The sequence below is a fragment of the Mycobacterium sp. SM3041 genome, assembly GCF_039668335.1.
GTDB lineage: Bacteria > Actinomycetota > Actinomycetes > Mycobacteriales > Mycobacteriaceae > Mycobacterium.
Genome location: NZ_JAYXBQ010000007.1, coordinates 50543 through 72358 on the forward strand (window position 1 = coordinate 50543; position 21816 = coordinate 72358).

19 protein-coding genes are annotated in these 21816 nt (G+C 69.1%); 12 read left to right on the forward strand and 7 right to left on the reverse strand.

Annotation, left to right across the window (positions count from 1 at the left end; translation table 11 throughout):
- Positions 1–186: 186 nt before the first annotated feature.
- The gene (locus VXD91_RS03330) at positions 187–579 is read right to left on the reverse strand and encodes a DUF3040 domain-containing protein (RefSeq protein ID WP_212812073.1); all 393 of its coding nucleotides are present in this window, start codon (positions 577–579) and stop codon (positions 187–189) included.
- Positions 580–789: 210 nt separating this feature from the next.
- On the opposite strand from VXD91_RS03330, the gene VXD91_RS03335 reads away from it, so the two are divergent.
- The 4 genes from VXD91_RS03335 (at position 790) to VXD91_RS03350 (ending at position 4815) form a co-directional block, all read left to right on the forward strand.
- Positions 790–1383: an N-acetyltransferase gene (locus VXD91_RS03335; protein WP_346414646.1), complete on the forward strand. Its 594-nt coding sequence runs from the start codon at positions 790–792 to the stop codon at positions 1381–1383.
- Between the two features lie 90 nt (positions 1384–1473).
- The gene (locus VXD91_RS03340) at positions 1474–2100 is read left to right on the forward strand and encodes a DUF3153 domain-containing protein (protein WP_346414667.1); all 627 of its coding nucleotides are present in this window, start codon (positions 1474–1476) and stop codon (positions 2098–2100) included.
- A 141-nt stretch (positions 2101–2241) separates the two neighbouring features.
- Positions 2242–3300, forward strand: a complete 1059-nt coding sequence (gene idsA2, locus VXD91_RS03345; protein ID WP_346414668.1) for a bifunctional (2E,6E)-farnesyl/geranyl diphosphate synthase — start codon at positions 2242–2244, stop codon at positions 3298–3300.
- Positions 3301–3306: 6 nt separating this feature from the next.
- On the forward strand, positions 3307–4815 hold the full coding sequence (locus tag VXD91_RS03350) for an alpha-(1->6)-mannopyranosyltransferase A (protein ID WP_346414647.1): 1509 nt from the start codon (positions 3307–3309) through the stop codon (positions 4813–4815).
- Here VXD91_RS03350 and VXD91_RS03355 read toward each other — a convergent pair.
- The gene (locus tag VXD91_RS03355; RefSeq protein WP_318985156.1) at positions 4802–5206 is read right to left on the reverse strand and encodes an Rv2175c family DNA-binding protein; all 405 of its coding nucleotides are present in this window, start codon (positions 5204–5206) and stop codon (positions 4802–4804) included. The genes VXD91_RS03350 and VXD91_RS03355 overlap by 14 nt on opposite strands.
- Between VXD91_RS03355 and VXD91_RS03360 the strand changes: the two genes are divergently transcribed.
- Complete coding sequence (locus tag VXD91_RS03360; RefSeq protein WP_346414648.1) at positions 5196–6437, forward strand: protein kinase; 1242 nt, start codon at positions 5196–5198, stop codon at positions 6435–6437. The genes VXD91_RS03355 and VXD91_RS03360 overlap by 11 nt on opposite strands.
- A gap of 75 nt (positions 6438–6512) precedes the next feature.
- On the opposite strand, the gene VXD91_RS03365 is transcribed toward VXD91_RS03360, so the two are convergent.
- Positions 6513–7898: a 3-deoxy-7-phosphoheptulonate synthase class II gene (locus VXD91_RS03365; protein WP_020103604.1), complete on the reverse strand. Its 1386-nt coding sequence runs from the start codon at positions 7896–7898 to the stop codon at positions 6513–6515.
- Between the two features lie 112 nt (positions 7899–8010).
- Here VXD91_RS03365 and VXD91_RS03370 point away from each other — a divergent pair, with 112 nt between their 5' ends.
- Positions 8011–8724, forward strand: a complete 714-nt coding sequence (locus tag VXD91_RS03370; protein WP_346414649.1) for a zf-HC2 domain-containing protein — start codon at positions 8011–8013, stop codon at positions 8722–8724.
- On the opposite strand, the gene VXD91_RS03375 is transcribed toward VXD91_RS03370, so the two are convergent.
- Positions 8721–9377, reverse strand: coding sequence for a DUF5134 domain-containing protein (locus VXD91_RS03375; RefSeq protein WP_346414650.1), 657 nt, complete (start codon positions 9375–9377; stop codon positions 8721–8723). The two genes, VXD91_RS03370 and VXD91_RS03375, sit on opposite strands and share 4 nt — an antisense overlap.
- Complete coding sequence (locus tag VXD91_RS03380) at positions 9374–10747, reverse strand: PepSY domain-containing protein (protein WP_346414651.1); 1374 nt, start codon at positions 10745–10747, stop codon at positions 9374–9376. Before VXD91_RS03380 ends, VXD91_RS03375 begins: the two co-directional genes overlap by 4 nt.
- 113 nt (positions 10748–10860) lie before the next feature.
- Here VXD91_RS03380 and VXD91_RS03385 point away from each other — a divergent pair, with 113 nt between their 5' ends.
- Positions 10861–12795: a cytochrome c oxidase assembly protein gene (locus VXD91_RS03385; RefSeq protein ID WP_318985161.1), complete on the forward strand. Its 1935-nt coding sequence runs from the start codon at positions 10861–10863 to the stop codon at positions 12793–12795.
- A 65-nt stretch (positions 12796–12860) separates the two neighbouring features.
- Here VXD91_RS03385 and VXD91_RS03390 read toward each other — a convergent pair whose 3' ends face one another.
- The gene (locus VXD91_RS03390; RefSeq protein ID WP_346414652.1) at positions 12861–15122 is read right to left on the reverse strand and encodes a heavy metal translocating P-type ATPase; all 2262 of its coding nucleotides are present in this window, start codon (positions 15120–15122) and stop codon (positions 12861–12863) included.
- A gap of 108 nt (positions 15123–15230) precedes the next feature.
- Here VXD91_RS03390 and sigC point away from each other — a divergent pair, with 108 nt between their 5' ends.
- Positions 15231–15785, forward strand: coding sequence for an RNA polymerase sigma factor SigC (gene sigC / locus VXD91_RS03395; protein WP_029105716.1), 555 nt, complete (start codon positions 15231–15233; stop codon positions 15783–15785).
- A gap of 78 nt (positions 15786–15863) precedes the next feature.
- On the opposite strand, the gene VXD91_RS03400 is transcribed toward sigC, so the two are convergent.
- Entirely contained in the window at positions 15864–18542 is a 2679-nt protein-coding gene (locus VXD91_RS03400) for a hypothetical protein (protein ID WP_318985163.1), read from the reverse strand.
- Positions 18543–18688: 146 nt separating this feature from the next.
- Between VXD91_RS03400 and VXD91_RS03405 the strand changes: the two genes are divergently transcribed.
- From VXD91_RS03405 to VXD91_RS03420, 4 genes are all read left to right on the forward strand, one after another.
- Positions 18689–19930, forward strand: a complete 1242-nt coding sequence (locus tag VXD91_RS03405) for a PucR family transcriptional regulator (RefSeq protein ID WP_318985164.1) — start codon at positions 18689–18691, stop codon at positions 19928–19930.
- A gap of 84 nt (positions 19931–20014) precedes the next feature.
- Positions 20015–20473 (forward strand): hypothetical protein, encoded by a 459-nt coding sequence (locus VXD91_RS03410; RefSeq protein ID WP_318985165.1) that lies wholly within the window; start codon positions 20015–20017, stop codon positions 20471–20473.
- Between the two features lie 28 nt (positions 20474–20501).
- Positions 20502–21071 carry a DUF5134 domain-containing protein gene (locus VXD91_RS03415; protein WP_318985166.1) on the forward strand — a complete coding sequence of 190 codons (570 nt, stop codon included), beginning with the start codon at positions 20502–20504 and terminating at the stop codon, positions 21069–21071.
- 18 nt (positions 21072–21089) lie between these two features.
- Complete coding sequence (locus VXD91_RS03420; protein ID WP_029118559.1) at positions 21090–21779, forward strand: YcnI family protein; 690 nt, start codon at positions 21090–21092, stop codon at positions 21777–21779.
- The last annotated feature ends 37 nt before the right edge of the window (positions 21780–21816 follow it).

Consider the following 21816-nt stretch of genomic DNA (forward strand, 5'->3'; position numbering starts at 1 on the left):
GAGCCGCGGAGCACAGCCCCTGAAAAATCGCGGCGCACGTCGCCGCCGGCAAATTTCGCTACGGATCCGGCGTGTCGGGTGTCACACCACCCGGAACAGGCAAGAGCGCGCCGAAAACAAACCAGGCCGAGCGAAAAACAAAACAGGGGCAGCCGAATCGGCTACCCCTGCGTCACGCGTCCGCGTCTAGTCGTCGAACCTGCGACGGAATCGGTCTTCCATGCGATTGGTGAACGAGTTGCCCGCACGGGCCCGCTTGGACTTGCCACCCGCCGGGGACGACTTCTCCTTGGACAGCACCCGGGGCCCGGTCACCGCGAACACGGCACCGGCAAACATCACCACGAAACCGATGACACTCAGGATCGGCAGCTGGTTGATCCACAGAATCCGAAAGGCCACACCCAGCACCAGCAACGCCAGACCCAGGACGAACAGCCCTGCGCCCTGCAGTCGCCGCCGCGCCGACGGCGCGTGCAGCGTGCCGCCCCGGACGCTCGAAGCGAACTTCGGGTCCTCGGCGTACAGCGCACTCTCGATCTGGTCGAGCATGCGCTGCTCATGATCGGAGAGTGGCATCCGCGCCTCCCAACTCACACCGCTGCCGGCAGCGGCTCCTGACGTCTGCACCCGTGGTCACGGATACCTAACAGTCATGATACGAGGTCACACAGACACGTACCACATACTTCAGACTCCCGAATTGTAAGACTGGGACGTCGGCCGGGCGACAGCGCCTGTTCAGCAACCCGACACCCGACTTCCCTGCCGCACCGAAAGGCTCACACCGTGGCGACGCTCCTGACCGATCTGTCGCCGGCTGACATGCAGCACCGCCTCGACGACGCGCTGTCCATCTACGTCGACGCGATGCGCTACCCACGGGGCACCGAACGCCAGCGGGCCGCCATGTGGCTGGAGCACACCCGCCGCGAAGGCTGGACGGGCGTCGCGGCGTTCGACGTCCCCACAGCCGACGAGGCGCCGGAGGCGGCACTGCGATCCGCCCCCATGCTCGGGGTCGCCTACGGGTACCGCGGCGCGCCCGATCAGTGGTGGTACCAACAGGTCGCGACCGGCCTGCGCCACGTCGGCACCCCCAGCGAACGCATCGACCAATTGATGAACGGCTATTTCGAACTCACCGAACTGCACATCCACCCGCGGGCCCAGGGGCAGGGACTCGGCGAGGCGCTCACTCGCCGGCTGCTCGCCGGCGCCACGGAATCCCACGTCCTGCTGTCCACCCCGGAGATCCACGGCGAGGACAACCGGGCCTGGAAGCTGTACCGCCGGCTCGATTTCCACGACGTCATGCGCAGCTACTTCTTCCCGGGCGATCCCCGGCCGTTCGCCATTCTCGGCCGCGCCCTGCCACTGTGATCCATCCGGTGTGCCGCTGTCCCTGACGCGATCTGGCACGATAACGGCGTGAACCGCCGCCGCCACCTGCGTGCCTTGCTGCTGTTTCTGATGCTCCTCCCCCTGGCGGTCGGCTGCGTGCGCGTCCACACCTCACTCACCATCTCGCCCGACGACCGGGTCTCCGGTCAGATCGTGGCCGCCGCGAAGGCCAAGAACTCGGACGACAAGGGTCCGCAGCTGACAAACAACCTGCCGTTCGCCCAGAAGGTCGTGGTCTCGGACTACCGCAAGGACGACTACGTCGGCTCCGAGGCGGTGTTCTCGGACCTGAACTTCTCCGAGGTGCCGCAGCTGGCCAATCTGAGCCGCGACTCGGCGGGTGCCGACATCTCCCTGCGCCGCGCCGGTGACCTGGTGATCCTCGAAGGCCGCGTCGACCTGACGACGCTGAGCGACCCGGAGTCCGACGTCACGCTGTCGGTGGCGTTTCCGGGCGATGTCACCTCGACCAACGGCGAGCGGGTGGCCAGCGACATCGTGCAGTGGAAGCTCAAGCCCGGCGTCGTGACCACCATGAAGGCCCAGGCCCGCTACACCGACCCGAGCGCGCGCTCGTTCACCACGGCCGCCATCTGGATGGCCGTCCTGGCCTTCGCGGTCGCCGGCGTCATCGGCGGTCTCGCCTACTGGAGCCGCGACCGCTCACCCAAGTTCGCCGCCGTGTCCGATGAGTGACTTCGCCGCAGTGTCAGATGAGCGACTTCGCCGCAGTGTCAGACCGCCGGCCCGGCACCCTCTAATCTGAATGCACGATTTCGGGGTCACGAGAGGGGACGCGCGCTGAGCGTCGATGCCGCAGGTCCGTCGGCTGGCGAGCTGGCGAATGCCATCACAGATCAACTGCGCGACTATCTCGCCGAGCGCCGGCGGGACAGCGCCTACATCGGCGACGCCTACGCCGATGTGACGGGGGCACTCGAAGAGTTCGTCCTGCGTGGCGGCAAGCGCGTCCGCCCGGCCTTCGCGTACTGGGGCTGGCGCGCCGTCGCCCCCGATCCCGGCCACCCGGCCGACCCGGCGGTGCTGCGCCTGTTCTCCGCGCTGGAACTGCTGCAGGCCTGTGCCCTGGTCCACGACGACGTCATCGACTGTTCGGCCACGCGGCGCGGCCTGCCGACAGTGCACCGGCTGTTCGCCGACCGGCACCGCCAGCAGGGCTGGCGCGGGTCGTCCGAGCAGTTCGGGCTGTCCGCGGCGATCCTGCTCGGCGACCTGGCCCTGTCCTGGGCCGACGACATCATCGCGAACGCCGACCTGTCGGCCGACGCACGCCGCCGCGTCAACGAGGTGTGGGCGCACATCCGCACCGAGGTCCTCGGCGGGCAGTACCTCGACATCGTCGCCGAATCCAGTGGCGCCGACACCGTGGCCTCGGCCATGAACGTGAACCTCTACAAGACCGCGTCCTACACCGTCACCCGGCCGTTGCAGCTGGGCGCCGCGGCCGCCGCCGACCGGCCCGACGTGCAGAAGATCTTCCACGCGGTCGGCACCGACCTGGGCATCGCGTTCCAGCTGCGTGACGACGTGCTCGGGGTGTTCGGCGACCCGGCCGTCACGGGCAAGCCGTCGGGTGACGACCTGCGCTCGGGCAAGCGCACCGTGCTGCTGGCCGAGGCCGTGGAACTGGCCGAGACGTCCGACCCGGCCGCGGCGGCCCTGTTGCGGGACTTGATCGGCACCGATCTGACGGACGGCCAGGTCGGCGAACTCTGCGGCGTGATCGAGGCCGTGGGTGCGCTGAGCGCCGTCGAGCAGCGCATCGCGCTGCTCACCCAACGTGGACTGGACGCCCTCGCCGCCGCCCCCATCGACGAGGGCGCCAAGGCCGGCCTCACCGAGCTCGCCCGGCGGGCGTCCAACCGGTCCGCGTAGGCCACGATGTCGACCTCGACCACTGCTCCAGGGGCGCTGGCCCGGCTCACCGCCTTCGGGCGATCCGACGAGGGCCGCCCCGCGCTGCTCGGGTTCGCCGGCGCCATCCTGATCGCCCTGGGCGGCTTGGGCGCCGGCAGCACCCGGCAGCACGATCCCCTGCTGGAATCGATGCACCTGTCGTGGTTCCGGTTCGGCCACGGGCTGGTGCTGTCGTCGATCCTGCTGTGGACCGGCGTGGCCCTGATGCTGATCGCCTGGCTGGCACTGGGCCGGCGCGTCGTGGACCGCACCGCCACCGACTACACCATGATCGCGACGACCGGCTTCTGGCTGGCGCCACTGCTGCTGAGCGTGCCGGTGTTCAGCCGTGACACCTACTCCTACCTGGCGCAGGGTGCGCTGCTGCGCGACGGGCTCGATCCCTACCTCGTCGGCCCGGTGGACAACCCGAACTCGTTGCTGGACAACGTGAGTCCCATCTGGACCACCACCACCGCGCCCTATGGACCGGCCTTCATCCTGGTGGCCAAGTTCGTCACCATGATCGTCGGCGACCACGTCGTCGAGGGCACCATGCTGCTGCGGCTGTGCATGCTGCCCGGCCTGGTCATGCTGATCTGGGCGGCGCCCCGCGTCGCTCGCCACGTCGGCGCCAACAGCGCTGCCGCCCTGTGGATTTGCGTCCTCAACCCGCTGGTGATCATCCATCTCATGGGCGGCGTCCACAACGAGATGCTGATGGTCGGCCTGATGATGGCCGCCATCGCGCTGACCTTCGAACGGCATCCCATCGCCGGCGTCAGCGTGATCGCCCTCGCGGTGGCGGTGAAAGCGACCGCGGGACTGGCACTTCCGTTCATGGTGTGGGTCTGGATGCGCCAGTTGCGCGAACGGCACCCGTGGGGCCAGGTCCGCGCGTGGCTGGCGGCCACTGCGGCGTCGGGCGCGATCTTCACCGTCGTGTTCGCCGTGGTGACGGTGGCGGCCGGCGTCGGGCTCGGCTGGCTGACGGCACTGGCCGGTTCGGTCAAGATCGTCAACTGGCTGACCATCCCGACGGCGGTGGCCAACCTGATCCACGCCATCGGCGGACTGTTCACCACCGTCAGCTTCTACGCGGTGCTGGACGTCACCCGCATCATCGGCATCGCGATCATCGCGATCTCACTGCCCTTGCTGTGGTGGCGATTCCGGCACACCGACCGGGAAGCGCTGATCGGCATCGCGCTGGTGATGGCCGTCGTGGTGCTGTTCGTGCCCGCCGCGCTGCCCTGGTACTACACCTGGCCGCTGGCGATCGTCTCGGCGCTGGCGCAGAGCCGCTCGGCCGTCGCCGCGATCGCCGGGTTCTCCACCTGGATCATGGTGATCTTCAAACCCGACGGATCGCACGGCATGTACTCGTGGCTGCACGTCATCCTGGCGACGGGATGCGCTGTGGCGGCGTGGTACTCACTGGCGCACGCGCCGGAGCCGAAGACGACGGCGGCCGAGCCGGCTAGTACGCCATAGCCTGGGCGCGCCGCAGCACTTCCCTGGCCTGGTGCGAATGCAGCGCGTCGACCGGACGCGCGTTGACGGTGCGCTCGGTGGTGCCGTCGCGCGTCAGCGTCAGCGACTCGTCGGCGGTGAACAGCCACCGCACGATGTCGGTTTCGTGGTAGCCACCGTCGCGCAGCACCACGAGCAGGCCCGGCAGCTGCTTGACCACGTGCCCTTTGGCGTCGAAGAAGATCTTGGGCACCACGATGGCACCGTTCCGGCGCACTCCGAGGAGGTGTCCGTCCCGCAGCTGCTGGTGCACCTTGGTCACCGGGATACCCAGCATCGATGCCACTGTGGGAAGGTCGTAGACCGCTTCATCGGGATCGATAACGTCCTCGGCGGCCGGAATGCTGCTCACCCAGGAGATTCTAGGGCCGTACGATTGCCAGGTGCAGCCATCCCGACAACCGGACCCACTTATCGGTGCGGTGCTGGACGGGCGATACCGCGTGGATGCACCGATCGCCAGTGGCGGCATGTCCACGGTGTACCGCGGCCTGGACACCCGGCTCGACCGCCTGGTGGCACTCAAGGTCATGGATTCGCGGTACTCCGGCGATCAGCAGTTCCTGACGCGCTTCCAGCGCGAGGCCCGCGCCGCCGCCGGCCTGAAAAGCCCTGGGCTGGTAGCGGTTTACGACCAGGGGTTCGACGGCCGGCACCCGTTCCTGGTCATGGAACTCGTCGAGGGCGGAACGCTGCGCGAGTTGCTGCGCGAGCGTGGCCCGATGCCGCCGCACGCCGTGGCGGCCGTGCTGGCTCCGATGCTCGACGGCCTGGCGGTGGCTCACGAGGCGGGCCTGGTGCACCGCGACATCAAGCCAGAGAACGTCCTGATCTCCGACAGCGGTGAGGTCAAGATCGCCGACTTCGGGCTCGTGCGCGCCGTCGCTGAGGCCAAGATCACGTCGACGAGCGTCATCCTCGGCACCGCGGCGTACCTCTCCCCCGAACAGGTCAGCACCGGCGACGCCGATCCGCGCAGCGACGTCTACTCCGTCGGCATCCTGGCCTACGAGCTGCTGACCGGCACCACGCCGTTCACCGGCGACAATCCGCTCAGCGTCGCCTATCAGCGGCTGGACCAGGACGTGCCGCCGCCGAGTTCGGCAATCGCCGGTGTGCCAAAGCAATTCGACGACCTGGTGGCCTGCGCGACGGCGCGCCTGGCCGACGACCGCTACCTGGATGCCGGCGACATGGCGGCCGAACTCGCCGCGATCGTCACCGACCTCGGTCTGCCCGAATTCCGGGTGCCGGCACCGACGAACTCGGCGCAACACACCGCGGCGGCCGCACAGCGCGGCCGCGCCGAGCGCACCACGGTCGCGACGGGCCGGGCAGCAGCCCCGAAGCCGGCACCGCAGCACACCCTGCAGTTCACCATGGACCCCGCGATGGACCCCGCACTGCTCGAATCACCGGTGGTGACAAAACAATTCGCCGGGATCGACCTCGACGACTTCGCCTGGGCGCGGCAGCGGTCGCGGCGCGCCGTGCTGTTCTGGCTCATCGCGGTGCTGACGCTGACCGCGTTGGTCGCCGCCGGCGCCTGGACCCTCGGCACCAACATCGACGGGCTGTTCTAGAAACGCCGAATGGCCACCTGCCGCACGGGTTTCGGGTGAAAACCATGCGCCGGGTGGCCATTCGGCGGGGTGAAGCTAGTCGCGCAGCATCTCCGCGACGAGGAACGCCAACTCCAGGCTCTGCTGGGTGTTCAGGCGCGGGTCGCAGGCCGTCTCGTAGCGGCCGGCGAGGTCGTCGTCGGAGATATCCTGCGCGCCACCAAGACATTCGGTGACGTTCTCGCCGGTGATCTCGACGTGAATGCCGCCCGGGTGGGTGCCCAGCGCGCGGTGCACCTCGAAGAAGCCCTGCACCTCGTCGACGATGCGGTCGAAGTGCCGGGTCTTGTAACCCGTCGAGCTCTCGTGGGTGTTGCCGTGCATCGGGTCGCACTGCCAGATGACCTGGTGGCCCGAGGCCTCCACCTTCTGGATGATGCCCGGCAGCACGTCGCGCACCTTGCCGTTGCCCATCCGGCTGACCAGCGTGAGCCGGCCCGGAATGTTGTGCGGGTCAAGGCGTTCCACGTACTCGACGGCCATCTCGGGCGTCGTCGTCGGACCGATCTTGATGCCGATCGGGTTGGCGATGGTCTCGACGAACGCGATGTGCGCGTGGTCGAGCTGACGGGTGCGCTCGCCGATCCAGACGTAGTGCGCCGACAGGTCGTACAGGCGCGGCTCGTCGAATTCGGTGGACAGCCGCAGCATCGCGCGCTCGTAGTCGAGCACCAGGGCCTCGTGGCTGGCGTAGATCTCGGCGGTCTGCAGGTTGCGGTCGTTGACGCCGCAGGCCGTCATGAAGTTCAGGCCACGGTCGATCTCGGCCGCCAGCGCCTCGTACCGGGCACCCGCCGGCGAGGTCCGGACGAACTCACGGTTCCACTCGTGCACCTGCTGCAGCGACGCCAGGCCCGACGAGGTCAGCGCCCGCACCAGGTTCATCGCGGCGCTCGCGTTGGCGTAGGCCCGCACCAGGCGCGACGCGTCGTGCACGCGCACCGCGGGATCCGGGTCGAAACCGTTGACCATGTCGCCGCGGTAGGACGTCAGGCCCAGCGAGTCGGTGTCCGACGAACGCGGCTTGGCGTACTGCCCCGCGATGCGGGCCACCTTGACCACCGGCATGCTGGCGCCGTACGTCAGCACGACGGCCATCTGCAGCAGGGTCCGGATGTTGGCCCGGATGTGCGGCTCGGTGTTGTCGACGAACGTCTCGGCGCAGTCACCGCCCTGCAGCAGGAACGCCTTGCCCTGCGCCACGTCGGCCAGCTGCAGCTTGAGCTTCTCGATCTCGGACGGCACGGTGATGGGCGGCACGCTCTCGAGCACCTTGCGCATCGCAGCAGCCTGGTCCGCGGGCCAGCTGGGCTGCTGCGCGGCCGGACGGGACAGCGCGTCGGCAAGGCGCGTGCGCAGGTCCTCGGGCAGCGGGGGCAGCTCGGGCAGCTGGTCGATGGGTACGTCGACGGTCCAGTTCACGTGTCTATGGTACCGGCGCCGACCAGCGACTATTTACCCACCAAAACGGCACCGATCGACGGATTCGGGACTGCCGGGAGAAAACCGGGCCCGGTGCGCGACTATTGACGATGTGGAGTGCGAGATTGCCCGGGAGGCGCTGTCCGCGCGCATGGACGGCGAGCACGAACCCGTCCCCGCGCGCCGCGTCGACGAGCACCTGGCGTCCTGCCCCGAGTGCCGGCAGTGGCAGGACGAACTGGACAGCCAGATGCAGCTGCTGCGCGGGCTGATCGCCGCCGACCGCACCCGGATCACCGCCGTGGCCGACACGGTCTCGCAGACCGCGCTCCCCGAAACCCGCGCCGGCCTCGACTGGCTGCGCATCGGCCTCGCGGTGGTGGGCGCCATCCAGATCGTCCTGGCCGTGCTGCAGGCGGCGGGCGTCAGCATCGGCGTGCACGTCGGGCATGCCGCGGGCGGACATGTGGTCAACGAGTCGACGGCGTGGTCCGTCGCACTCGGCGTCGGCATGCTGGTCGCGGCCGCCCGCCCGGCCGCGGCGATGGGCCTGGCGATCGTCGGCGGCGTGTTCACCCTCGTGCTCACCGGCTACGTCGTCGTCGACGGACTGACCGGAGCAGTCGGTGCGGTCCGCATGCTGAGCCATCTGCCGGCGCTGGCCGGGGTGGTGCTGACGGTGCTGGTGTGGCGCCGCCACACCGGCGAGCCACCGCGGCCGGACCGCGACGCGGCACCGACGCTCGACGACATCACGCTGCCGGACAACGCCTCCCGCGGCCGCCGCCGGGGCCACCTGTGGCCCACCGACGGCAACGCTGCCTAGATCATCACGGCGAACATGATCGCCATGCCGGCCGCCGCCATGGCCTGGCACGCCACGGCGAACCACAGGCGGGCCGGGGCGTCGGGGCGCTCCTGCCGCACGGTGAAGTAGCGGATGGCCCACCACAACGCAGCGGCCCCGAACAACGCGGTGACCACCCAGTTCACGGCGTCGACCCACGCCGACGGGTGCCCGCAGCCGCCCATCGGACCCGCATGCGCCGTCGTCCCGGACATGTCCATGCCCGGCATGGACGGCATCGACGACGCCGACTGCGGCGCGTCGGCCGCGGTCCCGGCGCACTGACCGGGCAGCACCCGCCCGTCCATCACGGCGTACATCCACGCCATCGCCAGCATCATCACCGCGTGATAGGCGTCGGCCACCCGATGGCCGGTGCGCACCACCAGGAGGACCGCGAACCAGCCGGCCGCCAGCAGGAAGAACACCAGCGGCGGCCGGTTGGGCACACACATCCCGGCCGGCCACGCCATGACGAGCATCGCCACGGCCATCACCAGGTGCAGCGCGCGGCTGGCCTGGTCGAGCCAGGTCCGGTCCTCACGGGCCGTGACGAGGGCGTAGACGCACTGCGCCGCACTCAGCAGGAAGAGCCCCGTCACGAACAACCGGAGCCAGATGTCGGCGATCACTTGGCCGCCTGCCGCCGCTGCCGCCAGCCCAATGCCACGTCGACCGCGACGAACAGCGCCAGCGTGAGGCCGAACAGCGGGGCGAAATAGCCGACGCCGGCGAGTACGGCGACCAGGAGCACCGCCTCGTACGGCCGCAGCGCCGACAGCGCGCCCCGCCGCTGGCCGGTGGGCAGGACGAACCGGTCCCCGCGGGTCGGGCGGCGTCGCCACCACATCCGGTAGCCCAGCAGGATCCCGGCGATCATCGCGAGGGCGACCGCGATCAGTGCGAGCTGGTTGACCAGGCCGAACAGGACGCCCATGTGCAGGTCGATGACCCAATCGGTCATCTTGGCCATCAACGGCCATGCGGCGAAGTCCAGCCGCGAGACCACCGTGCCCGTGGCGGGGTCGACGACGATGGCGTCGTACTGCGTCGGCCAGTCACGCTTGCGCTCGGCGACCTGCCAGCCCTGGCCCGTCGTCGTCGGGGGGTACATCCACATCGGGGTGCGCAGGTGCGCATCATGGGCGACCTGCAGCGCCACGTCGGCGCCGCGCAGCGCGGTGGCCTCGTCCAACGTCGCCCCGGCGGTCTGCCCCGGCAGTGCGGTGTCGACGGACGGGCTGGTCCAGCTCAGCTGCGTCCTCAACTGCGCGACGTTCTCCCCCGCGAACCGCGACCACGTCATGCCCGACACCGCCAGCAGCGCCACCGCCGCGAGGATCCAGACCCCGAGGGTGCCGTGCCACGACAGCAGCCGGCGCCGCCCCGTCGCCCGCACATCCGGAACGACCAACCGGCGCGGCTGTCCGCGGTTGTGGCCGATCCACAGCAGCAGGCCGACGCCGGCGATCACCCATGACCAGCTGGCCGCGAGCTCGCTGTAGTTCCGGCCGAAGGCACCGAGGTGCAGGTTGCGGTGCAGTTCGTCGAACCACGCCCGCACCGGCAGCCACTGGCCGTAGGTGGTCAGGGCGCCGCGGATCGCGCCGGTGTACGGGTCGACGAACACCGTGCGCGCGTAGTCGGCGGGGACGTCGTCGACCGCGAGCGTCACCTGCGTCGTCTCGTCGGGCGCAGCCGGCGGCCGGATGCTGGTGACGGTGCCCTCCGGGTGCGCGGCCCGGACGGCCGTCAACTGGGCAGCCAGCGGCAGCTGACGGTCGCCGACGTGGTCGACGGTCAGTTCGTGCCGGTACACGGCACTGTCGATCTGCGGTATCACCGCGTAGAGCAGCCCGGTGACGGCGGCGATCAGGATGAACGGCGCGACGAACAGGCCGGCGTAGAAGTGCAGCCGCAGCAATGCCGGGCGGAAGCGCTTCCACGCCGACGGATCGGACGCGACGGCAACGTCCGATTCGGGCAGTTGGGTGTGACTCACAACTTGTATTGGTCGGCCCGCGGCGCCAGGAGTTCCTGCGCCCGGAAAATTTCTACGACACCTGGTCGTAGACTGGGCGTGATCAGTTCTTCAGGTGGAAGGCCGGTATTTCGATGGGCTCGGACCGGGCGGGCAGGATCACGCTGCCGCTGTTGGGTTATCTGGCCGCGGTCGCCGCTCTGGTCACCTACGCACTCATCTCGGGCGACCAGCGCTTCGTCGCCACCGGCGACAGCTACCCCGGCACGTTCACCGCTGTGGCCGAACCGGTCGGCTACTTCACGGCCGTCCTCGCCGCCGCGATCTGCCTCGGCGGCCTGCTGTACATCGTGACCACCGCCCGGCCCGACTCCAAGGGCGTCATCGACCCACCCACTTACCGCATCCACCTTGTGCTGGAACGGGTTTCGCTGGTCTGGCTGGTCGCCGCGGCGTTCATGGTGGTGGTGCAGGCAGCGACCGACGCCGGCGCGCCGGCCCTGCGGCTGGTCGAGAGCGGCCGGCTGGGTGAGGCCATCGGCGCGTCCGAGATGGCCCGTGGCTGGATCGCCGCCACCCTGTGCGCCGCCGTCGTGGCCCTGACGCTGCGGTTCAGCGTGCGGTGGATCGCCATGGTCGTGCTGTTGCTCCCGAGCGTGATCGGCGTCCTGGCGCTGCCGGTGACCGGCAATGCCAGCGAAGGGCCGGACCACGACTACACGACCAGCGCGGTCATCGTGTTCGCGGTGGCGCTGGCCGTGCTGGCCGGTACGAAGATCGCGGCCGTCATCAGCCCGCCGGCCGCCGACCTCTACCGCCGCGTACTCATCATCCAGGTGGCCTGCGGCACCGCGGCCCTGATCTACGGCGTGCTGCTGCTCGCCGAACAACTCGGCCCCACCGGGCTCACCGGCAGCGCCTACGGGCGGTGGGCCATCGTCGCCGCGATCGCGCTGGCGGCGTCGTGGATCACCGATGCCGCGGCGCTGCGCCGCGCCAAGCCGTCCCGACTGGCCACCTGCCTGCCCGCGCTCACCGCGCTCGCCGCGGTGTCCGCGATGGCGGTGCAAACCGCGCCGCGCCTGCTGCACCACAAGTACACGACCTGGGACGTCTTCCTCGGCTACGAGCTGCCAGACCCGCCGAATGTGGTTCGGCTGCTGACGGTCTGGCGGTTCGACACGTTCATCGGCATCGGTGCGCTGGTGCTTGCCGGCGCCTATCTCTACGCCTACCTGAAGCTGCGGCGCCGCGGCGACGAGTGGCCCGTGGGCCGGTTGCTCGCGTGGCTGATCGGCTGCGCGGCACTGCTTTTCACCAGTAGCTCGGGTGTGCGGGCCTACGGCTCGGCGATGTTCAGCGTCCACATGGGCGAGCACATGACGCTCAACATGTTCGTGCCGGTGCTGCTGGTGCTGGGCGGCCCGGTGACCCTGGCGCTGCGCGCCCTGCCCGCGGCCGGCGAGGGCGCCCCGCCCGGACCCCGCGAATGGATCCTGTGGCTCGTGCACTCGAAAGTCACCGCCGCCCTGTCGAATCCGATCGTGGCGTTCGTGCTGTTCGTCGCGTCGCTGTACGCGGTGTACTTCACCCCGATCTTCAACACGCTCGTCCGCTACCACTGGGGCCACGAGTTGATGAGCGTGCACTTCCTGCTGGTCGGCTACCTCTTCTACTGGGGCATCATCGGCATCGACCCGGGCCCCAAGCGACTGCCGTTCCTCGGCCGGCTCGGATTGTTGTTCGCGGTCATGCCTTTTCACGCGTTCTTCGGCATCGCGACCATGACCATGACCGACACCATCGGCGGACCGTTCTACAAGTTCGTCGGCCTGCCGTGGCTCTCCAGCATCGGCGCCGACCAGCACCTCGGCGGCGCCATCGCGTGGGGTTCGAGCGAACTGCCGGTGATCCTGGTGGTCATCGCCCTGGTGGCGCAGTGGGCGCGGCAGGATCGTCGCGCCGCCTCCCGCGCCGACCGGCACGCCGATGCGGACTACGCCGACGACGACCTGGATGCCTACAACGCGATGCTGCGCGAGCTGGCGCGCCAGCGCGGCCAGCAGTAACCCCGAGCGTCAACCAGTGATTCGTGCACGATTTTCCGCGTCACGCGCGGAAAATCGTGCACAAATCACTTGAAGTTGCGCAGGCGCAGGCTGTTCGACACCACGAAGAACGACGAGAAGGCCATCGCCGCGCCGGCGATCAGCGGGTTCAGCAGCCCGGCGGCGGCCACCGGGATGGCGGCGATGTTGTAGCCGAAGGCCCACACCAGGTTCAACTGGATGGTGCGCATGGTCGCCTTGGCCAGGTCCAGGGCCTGCGGCACCGAATCCAGGCTGTCGCGGACGAGGATGATGTCGGCGGCGCCGATCGCGACGTCCGTGCCGCGGCCGATGGCCAGGCCCAGATCCGAGCAGGCCAGCGCCGGGCCGTCGTTGATACCGTCACCGACCATCGCGACCATGCGGCCGCGGTCGCGCAGCTGCTGGATGACGTCGACCTTGCCGTCCGGCAGCACATCGGCGATGACGTCGTCGATCCCCACCGCGGCACCCACCGCGGCGGCGGCCGCCGGGTTGTCGCCGGTCAGCAGGATGGTCTTCAGACCACGCTCATGCAGCGCCGCGATGGCGCCCGCCGCCGATTCGCGCACCGCGTCGGCGACCGCGATGGCACCGCACAGCTCGTCGTCGACGGCCACGAAAACGACTGTCTCGCCGCGGGATTCGGCGCCGCGCCGCGCTTCGGCGAGGGCCGCGGGCACCGCGGCACGGCCGGCCGCCCACGACGGCTTGCCGATGCGCACCTCGCGCTCCCCCACGGTGCCGACGACGCCGCGACCGGGAACAGCTTGGAAATCAACGACTTCCGCATGCTCGGGCGCCGACGTGGTGATGGCCACCGCGACCGCGTGCTCGGAAGCCGACTCCACCGCCGCGGCGAGGGCCAGCACGTCGTCGGACTCCCAACCGTCGGCAGCAGTGACCGCGGTGACGGCCAGGTGCCCGGTGGTCAGGGTGCCCGTCTTGTCGAAGACGACGGTGTCGACGGCCCGGATCGCCTCCAGCGACCGGTGCCCCTTGAGGAAGATGCCGAGCTGGGCGCCGCGTCCGGACGCCACCATCATCGCCGTCGGCGTGGCCAGACCCAGCGCACACGGGCACGCGATCACCAGGACCGCCAACGCGGAGGCGAAAACCTTGTCGGGACCGGCGCCGGCCAGGGCCCAGCCCAGCGCGGTCAGTGCGGCGATGGCGAAGACGCACGGTACGAACACCGAGGCGATGCGGTCGGCCAGGCGCTGCGACTCGGCCTTCTGCGCCTGCGCTTCCTCGACCAGCCGCACCATGCCGGCGAACTGGGTGTCGGCGCCGACGGCCGCGGCCTCCACGATCAGGCGTCCGTCGAGCACGATCGTGCCGCCGATGACGCTGCTGCCGGGCATCGCCCGGACCGGCTTGGCCTCACCCGTCATCACGCTGGTGTCGACGGCGGCCGAGCCCTCGACCACGAGTCCGTCGGCCGCGATCGTCTGACCGGGCCGCACCACGAACTTCTGCTGTTCGGCGAGCTCCTCGGCGGGGATCACCATCTCGGTACCGTCGGCGAGCAGGATCGTGACGTTCTTCGCGCTCAGCGCCGCGAGCGCCCGCAGCGCACTACCCGCCTTGGACTTGGCGCGGGCCTCGAAATAGCGGCCCGCCAGCACGAACACGGTGACGCCGGCCGCGACCTCGAAGTAGATCGCGTCACTGCCGACGAGGGCCTGCCAGATGCCGGTGGCCTCGGTGGCGTGGTGTCCGAAGAACACCGTGTAGAGCGACCAGACCGTGGCCGCGGACACACCGACCGAGATCAGGGTCTCCATGGAAACCGCGCGGTTGCGGGCATTGCGCAGCGCGACGCGGTGGAACGGCCAGGCGGCCCACGTGACGACCGGCAGCGCCAGCGCGGTGAGCACCCACTGCCAGCCGGTGAAACGGGTGCTGGGGACGACGGCGAACATCACCGACAGATCGGCGAGCGGAACGAACAGCACCGCGGCCACCAGCAGGCGGCGCAGCAGATAGTGAGCGTGCGAGAGGTCCTCGTCGTCGCGGTCGCCGGCGATCGCCCCGGAGCGGGGCTCGGCGTCGTAGCCGGCCTTGCGGATCGCGTCGCACAGCTCGGAATCGGCGACCTCGGGAAGGGCGTCGACCGTGGCCACGCGGGTGCCGAAGTTCACCGAGGCGCGGACACCCGGCATCTTGTTGAGCGTCCGCTCGACCCGCGCGGAGCAGGCGCCGCACGTCATGCCGGTCACGTCGAGCTGCACCCGGCGCGCGGCCGCACTGTCGTCGGCAGCTGCGGCAGCGTCGACCGCGCTGCCGACCGCTGTGCTGGCCGTCATCATCCTCCTATTGTCCCCCGGTCGTGTCCTGCGCTGTGCGGGCTACCAAATCAATGGTCGGACGTGCCCGGCTGTGAGTTCCCGGCAACCGTCGCATATGGTCGGCCTGTGAACAGCCGCGGCGACGACGACGAGGTGACCCGCCTCGCATTGGCGGCCGGCCGGGGCGATCGCGCCGCATTGGAGCAGTTCATCAAGGCTACCCAGCGCGATGTCTGGCGCACTGTCGCCTACCTCGACGAGCCCGGCAGCGCAGACGACCTGACGCAGGAGACCTACCTGCGCGCCCTCGGCTCGCTGCCCCGGTTCCGCGGCCGGTCGACGGCCCGCACCTGGCTGTTGTCCATCGCGCGCCGCGTCGTCGTCGACCACATCCGGCGCAAGCAGTGCCGGCCACGCAGCAGCGCCGCCATCGAGCCCGAGACGGTCATCGACATGCACCAGCCGACCGCCCGGTTCGAGGACATCGTCGAAATCCGCATGCTGCTCGACGGCGTCGACGCCGACCGCCGGGAAGCGCTGCTGCTGACCCAGGTGCTGGGCCTGTCCTACGCCGAGGCCGCCGAAATCTGCGGCTGCCCCGTCGGCACCATCCGCTCCCGGGTCGCCCGGGCCCGCGACGACCTGCTGCGCGCGGGGAACCAGGACCAGAGCGCGGGCTGACCGCGCGCTCTCGCGTCCGGACCGCGGGCTTGTGGCCCGCAGCCCGGACGCATCACGCCGGCTGCGATCAGCCGCGCGTCAGCTGCTGGAGTGACCGGCCGCCGCAGCGGCGTGCTCGCTTTGACTGTGAGTTGTCGACGTCCCGGCCGCGCGGTTCGGCGCGGTGTTCTGGGTGGCGGGCCGATTCTGGCCGGAGCGCGCCCCGCCGCCGCGGACCTTGGGCGTCCTCCTCGGCGACACCTTGGACGACGATGCATCGGCGCCCGGCGCCGCCGTCTCACCGGTGCTCGGAGTGCCGGCGCTGTCGGTGACGGTGTTCACCGGCTTGCCGGCCTTGCCCTTCGTTGTCGACTTCGCGGATTCGGGCCGGCCCGGCGCCGGCGACGAGGTCGCGGTCGCTGCGGTGGGCGTCGTCGCCGGGGTATCCGCGGGCGTCGTCGCCGGAGTGGACGCCGTGGGCGACTTGGCCACTGCGGCAACCGAACTCGAGGCAGTGGACGGCGCGCTCACCGCGGCCTGGGTGGGGCTCGGCGGCGTGACCGGAGTGCTCGCAGCCGTGGCCGAGCTCGCAGCCGTGGCCGCGCTCGTTGCCGTGGCCGCGCTCGTTGCCGTGGCCGCGTCGGAATTCGACGCTGCGGCCGGGGTGTTCGTCGGCAACAAGTAGCTGGAGCCGGCCAACATCAGTTGCGATGCCGACCGCCCGAACTCGGTGATCCGATTGAGCGCACGCCCGAAGTCACCCGGTGAAAGCGTGTAGCTGTTGGCGTGCATCAACGCAACAGAGAGGTCGTCGCGGGCATTGAGAAAACCGGCGGTGACACTGGTAGCCGGGTCGGTCAGGGTCTGCCCGACCAGCGTGCCCAGCCCCTTCACGCCCGAACCCAGGTCGCCCAATACTTTCTCCGGGTGCCCGGAGGCGAGATCGTCGACGACGGCCTGGATGGTCTGTCCGACGTGCATCTGCAGGCGTAGCACGGCCAAGACCATCGGCAGGCCGATGTCGTTGACCACCAGAGGCAGGTTGTTGACCACCGCCGACAAGCTTCCGGCCGGATTGGCCAGCACGGCGTGCGCGACGGCGCTGACGTTGGGCACCAGCGCCGCCGACGTCACGCGATCCAGCACCGAGGGCACCCCGGTTTGACTGACGAACAGCCGGTTGAACGCGTCCTGGCCTACCGCCGCCTTGATCTGGTCGAGTTCCAGGTTGCTGGTGATCCAACCCAGATTGTTGTTCTGGTGCAGCGAATAACCCCATTCGAGCAGGCGCTGTCGCAGTTCGGCTTTCCGCTGCGTCGGGGTGACGACCGGGGTGTCCGCCGGGAGTGCGTCGCGGACGTCGTCGACATTGACGACCTGCGTCTGTATCGGGATGGACGGAGCCGTCCCGTCCGGCAGAGCCTGCCAGCGGAGGAACACATTTCCGTCGGGATTGTTGCTCGAATCAATCCAATTCGCCACGCCCGGATCGGTGCTGCTGATCACGTAATAGGTGAAGCCATCAGAACCTTTGAAGGTCTGAGTGTTGTTGAGGGTGCCGGAGGCCGTGGCATACGGCAGCGCATAGGTCCAGGCATCGTTGATTTGAAAGCCGGTATAGCCCGCGTCGATGTTCGGCACTTTCACGATGAGCGCTTGGCCGGGCTCGAGCGAAAAATGCCCGAAACTACTCAACTGGAAAGAATTCGAGGCCCCCACGGCATTGCCGGTCACCGTGATCGGCGTGAATGTGTTGCTCGGCAACGTGTTTTGTATCGTCTGCAGGCCCAGCAGGAAGCGGCTGTTGTTGACGGACGCAAAAGTCGTCGAGATCTGATTCAGCACCGCACTGATCTGCGTTTTCGACAGACGCGGCGGGAGCACGACGTCCGGCTGACCCGGCGTTTGTAGGGATACCGTGGCCCGCAGCAATCCCCAGTCGTCGGTGGTGTTGCGCACCAGCATCGACTTGTCGCCGGAGGTGTCGACCCAGTTTCCGGGCTGCGGCGTGGGGCTCAGAACGATCGTGTAGGTGCCGTCACTGTTGGGCGTGAAGCCGGTGAGGTTATAGGCGCGGTGCGGAATGATGTCGCCATTTCCGAGATAGTCACCTGCCGACGTGGTGATACTGAAATCGGCCGTACCGGGACCGGGGCGGACCGTCATGATTTGCGTACCGCCACTCACATGGGTGAACAGATACGGCGTGTCCGGATTCGAGATGTTCATGTTGGTGATCGGGTTGGTGCCGGGCGCATTCCAGGTATAGGGCACCGACTGCCCGTTCTGAGTTATCGAATTGTCCAGATTGAATTTACCGAGCGCGTTGAAGAGTTGACCCGTCGCGACAAGGCGCGCATATTGCGGCAGCAATGTCTTGTCGAAGTCCGTGACGAACGGGTAATTGCTGTTATTGGCGACAACGGCCTGCTGGGCCGCGAGAATCTGATCGATTTCAGTTTGAAACGGACTCGTGGCGGACGTCAGCGTGTACGCCAACCTGGCCGCCTGGCGATGGTCTCGGGATACGGTCGCGACGGGCTCGGTCGCGGCCGTCAGCGTGAACGCCAGCGCACTCGCGGTGACGATGGTCGCCACCCGGGCGGCCCGAACCCGCCCCGCACGTGGCAGCCGTCGGCGGGCGTCGCGGTTCAGGGAGACGCCGGCACCGTGATCGGCGATCAGGGATGAGCCGCACGTGGCGGCCGCACCGCTCGTGATCGGCCCGCTGTGGACCCGCGGCATCGATGACGGTGAGGTGGGTGTGACGTCTCGCATAGGTTGCCTCGCTGTGTGACAGAAATCTCGAATCGACTTGAACGAGACGAAATGGTTCCGCAGCTCACAAGCCCCAGACAAGGGCATACCGCATAGACATTGGCATCTGATTGTGCATAGTGCCTTGGTGCCATACGCTCCGCTGCATGGAGCCACGGGGCTGGGAGCCGCCGACACCACGCATCTGCGAGTTGATGCGCCTTGCCGCCGAACGGGTCATCAACCTGCCCCAAGACTGGCTCGACGAGTTGCATACCGCCACGCTGGCATCGGATTACATGCCGCCGGCCATCGTCGAGGATCCGGTTCTCGCCGGCGAGGTCCGCCGCAGCAACCGGGCAAACCAACTGCACTGGGCCGCCGCCAATATCGGGCACCCCGGCGAACCGGTGCCGGCCAATGTCGGAGCGGACTCGCTGGCCATCGCACGCGACCTGATCCGGCGCGGGCTCGACGAATCAGCTCTGCTGGACGCATACCGGATCGGCCACAACGTGGCATGGCGGCAGTGGATGCAGGTCGTGTTTGAACTGACGTCCGATGCCGTCGAGCAACGAGAGCTGCTCGAGCTGTCGGCACGGTCGATCACCGCATTCATCGACGCGACAATCGCCGGCATCCACCGACAGTTGCGGATCGAACGCGACGACCTGATCCGCGGCACACATGCCGAACGCCGGGAGATCGTCGCACTCATCCTTCATGGCGCGGCGATCACCGAGAAGCACGCCGAGAACAAGCTCGGCTACCACCTCGGACAGTGCCACACCGCAGCCGTCATCTGGGGCGACGAGTCCGACACCGACTTGGCCGATCTGGACCGCGCCGCCGAAGCGCTCACCCACACGGTCGGCGGACCCCGACCACTGTCGGTGCTGGCCGATGCCGCCACGCGGTGGGTGTGGGTGCCCGGACACACCGGTCCCGACCTGGATCGTGTCTGCGCCGCGGTCGATCAACTGCCAGGGGTGCGGATCGCCCTCGGGCCAACGGTGGCAGGAATCGACGGGTTCCGGCGCAGCCACCTCGATGCCATCACCACAGAACGCATCATGGCTCGCCTCGGCGCCGGCCGGCGCGTCGCCAGCTTCGCTGACGTCGAACTCGCCGCCCTGGTCACCGCCGACCCCGAATCGGCGCAGCGATTCATCAAACACACCCTGGGGGATTTCGCGACGGCCGATCCTGAACTCCAGCGGACCGTACTGACGTTCGTCCACGAGCAGTGCAACGCCTCGCGCGCGGCCGCTCACCTGTTCACCCATCGAAACACGTTGTTGAACAGGCTCACTCGTGCCAACGAGCTGTTGCCACAGCCACTGGAACACTCCAGCGTGAAGGTCGCGGTGGCGTTGGAAGCACTCCGCTGGTGCAACGCCGGCAGATAGGGCACGTGGGCCACCGCGGAACCCGGGCCGCCACTTGCCCGACCAACTCTGCGAAACTGGTCTACAGACTGAACGGAGTTCGGCTTGTCCACCCGCCACGCGATCGACCTCGAGCACACCCTGAGCGCCATCGGGCGCCGGGTGTTCGACGAGGTCTGGATCGGTCCTGCCCGCCGCTACCCCACCGCCGTCGCGGTCGTCGTGCTGGTGCTGTCTGCCGGGGTCAGCTGGTCGGAATCGCATCGGTGGGTGCTGAAGGTCGTCGCCATCCTGTTCACCCTGGCCGCGACTGCATCGGCAACGGCGCTGTGGCGCAAGCGGTTTCGCGTTTGTTGCGCGGCGCTGTATCTGTCGGGCGTGGCCACCGCCGCCGGGTTCGGCGCGGTCTGGTGGTGCCAGACGTCACCGGCGCGAGTCTCGGTGTGGTGGCCGCTGGCCGGTTTCGTCGCCGCCGCGGTGCTGGCCGTCTGCTGGCTGGGTGTGGTGCTGACGCCGCTGGAGCGGTCCCAGCCCGACATGCGGTTCAAGCCCGCCGGGAACTGAAGCCCCCTTTCGTACGACCAATGACAGCGTGATCGCCGACTCTGCCCTGCGCTGGGCGCTGACTGCCGTGTTCGCGGTGGCCGCGCTGCTGTTCGTGGGTGCCGGACGGCGGGTACCCGGACAACGCGGCGTCGGGGTGCTGCATGCGCTGGCCTCGGTGGGCATGATCGCGATGCTCTGGCCGGCCGGCATGCAGGTGTCGCCGCTGCTGTACGTGCTGGTGTTCACCGCCGGCGCGCTGTACTTCGCCTACCTGGCCCTGTTCGGCTTCGAGCTACCGCACCCTGTCTACCACTGCACGATGATGGCCGCGATGGCACTGATGGGCCTGCTGATGGCGCCCAATGCGGGCGTTCCGGTGGCTGCGGCCGGTTCGGGGGCCCAAGCCTCCGGTCACCACAGCGCCCACCTGGGTCACGGCGCCGTCGCCGTGACTCCCCCCGGCTGGTTCACCGTGGTGTGCATCGTGCTCGCGATCGGATTCTGCGCCGCCGCGCTGTGGTGGTTCTACCTGCTGGTGCGCGGGCCGAAGCGCCCGTACGCCGACCTGCTCATGGCGCTCGGCATGAGCGCCGCCTTCGCCGTCATGGCCGTCTGACCCTCTCGAAAGGACAACATGCCCAAGCTGATCCAGACCCTCGCCGCCGTCACCGCGACGACGGCCTGCGCCGTCGCGCTGGCCGCACCGGCCGCCGCCCACGTCAAGGTCACCGGCGACGCCACCCAGGGTGGCTGGGGCGTGCTGAACTTCCGCGTGCCGACCGAGTCGGACACCGCGTCCACCACCGGCCTGCTCGTCGTGCTGCCCGACGACCAGCCGATCATCTCGGTCAGCACGCAGCAGAAGGCCGGCTGGACGGCGACCATCACCAAGAAGAAGCTGCCCGCTCCGCAGAAGGACGACGACGGCGCCGAGGTCACCGAGTACGTCTCGTCGGTCGAGTGGAAGGCCACCGCGCCGGACGCGCCCATTCCGCCGCATCAGTTCAACGTCTTCGCCATCTCGGCCGGCCCGCTGCCCAAGGTCAACACGCTGACGCTTCCCGCGGTCCAGACCTACAGCGACGGCAAGACCGTCAACTGGAACGAGAAGGCCAACCCGGGCCAGCCCGAGCCCGAGCACCCGGCGCCGGCCCTGCACCTCAAGCCTGCCGGCGGCGGGGACCACGACCGGCCCGCGGCCGCGGCTCCGGCGGCTGCGGCGCCGACGTGGCCGGGCCTGACGGCGCTGGCCGTGTCGGTGGTCGCGTTGCTGGTGGCGATCGCTAGCCTGGCAGCCTCCCGACGAAAGACGAGTCACGACTAGAAAACTGAGACCGGTCGCAGCGCTGCTCGCGGCTCTG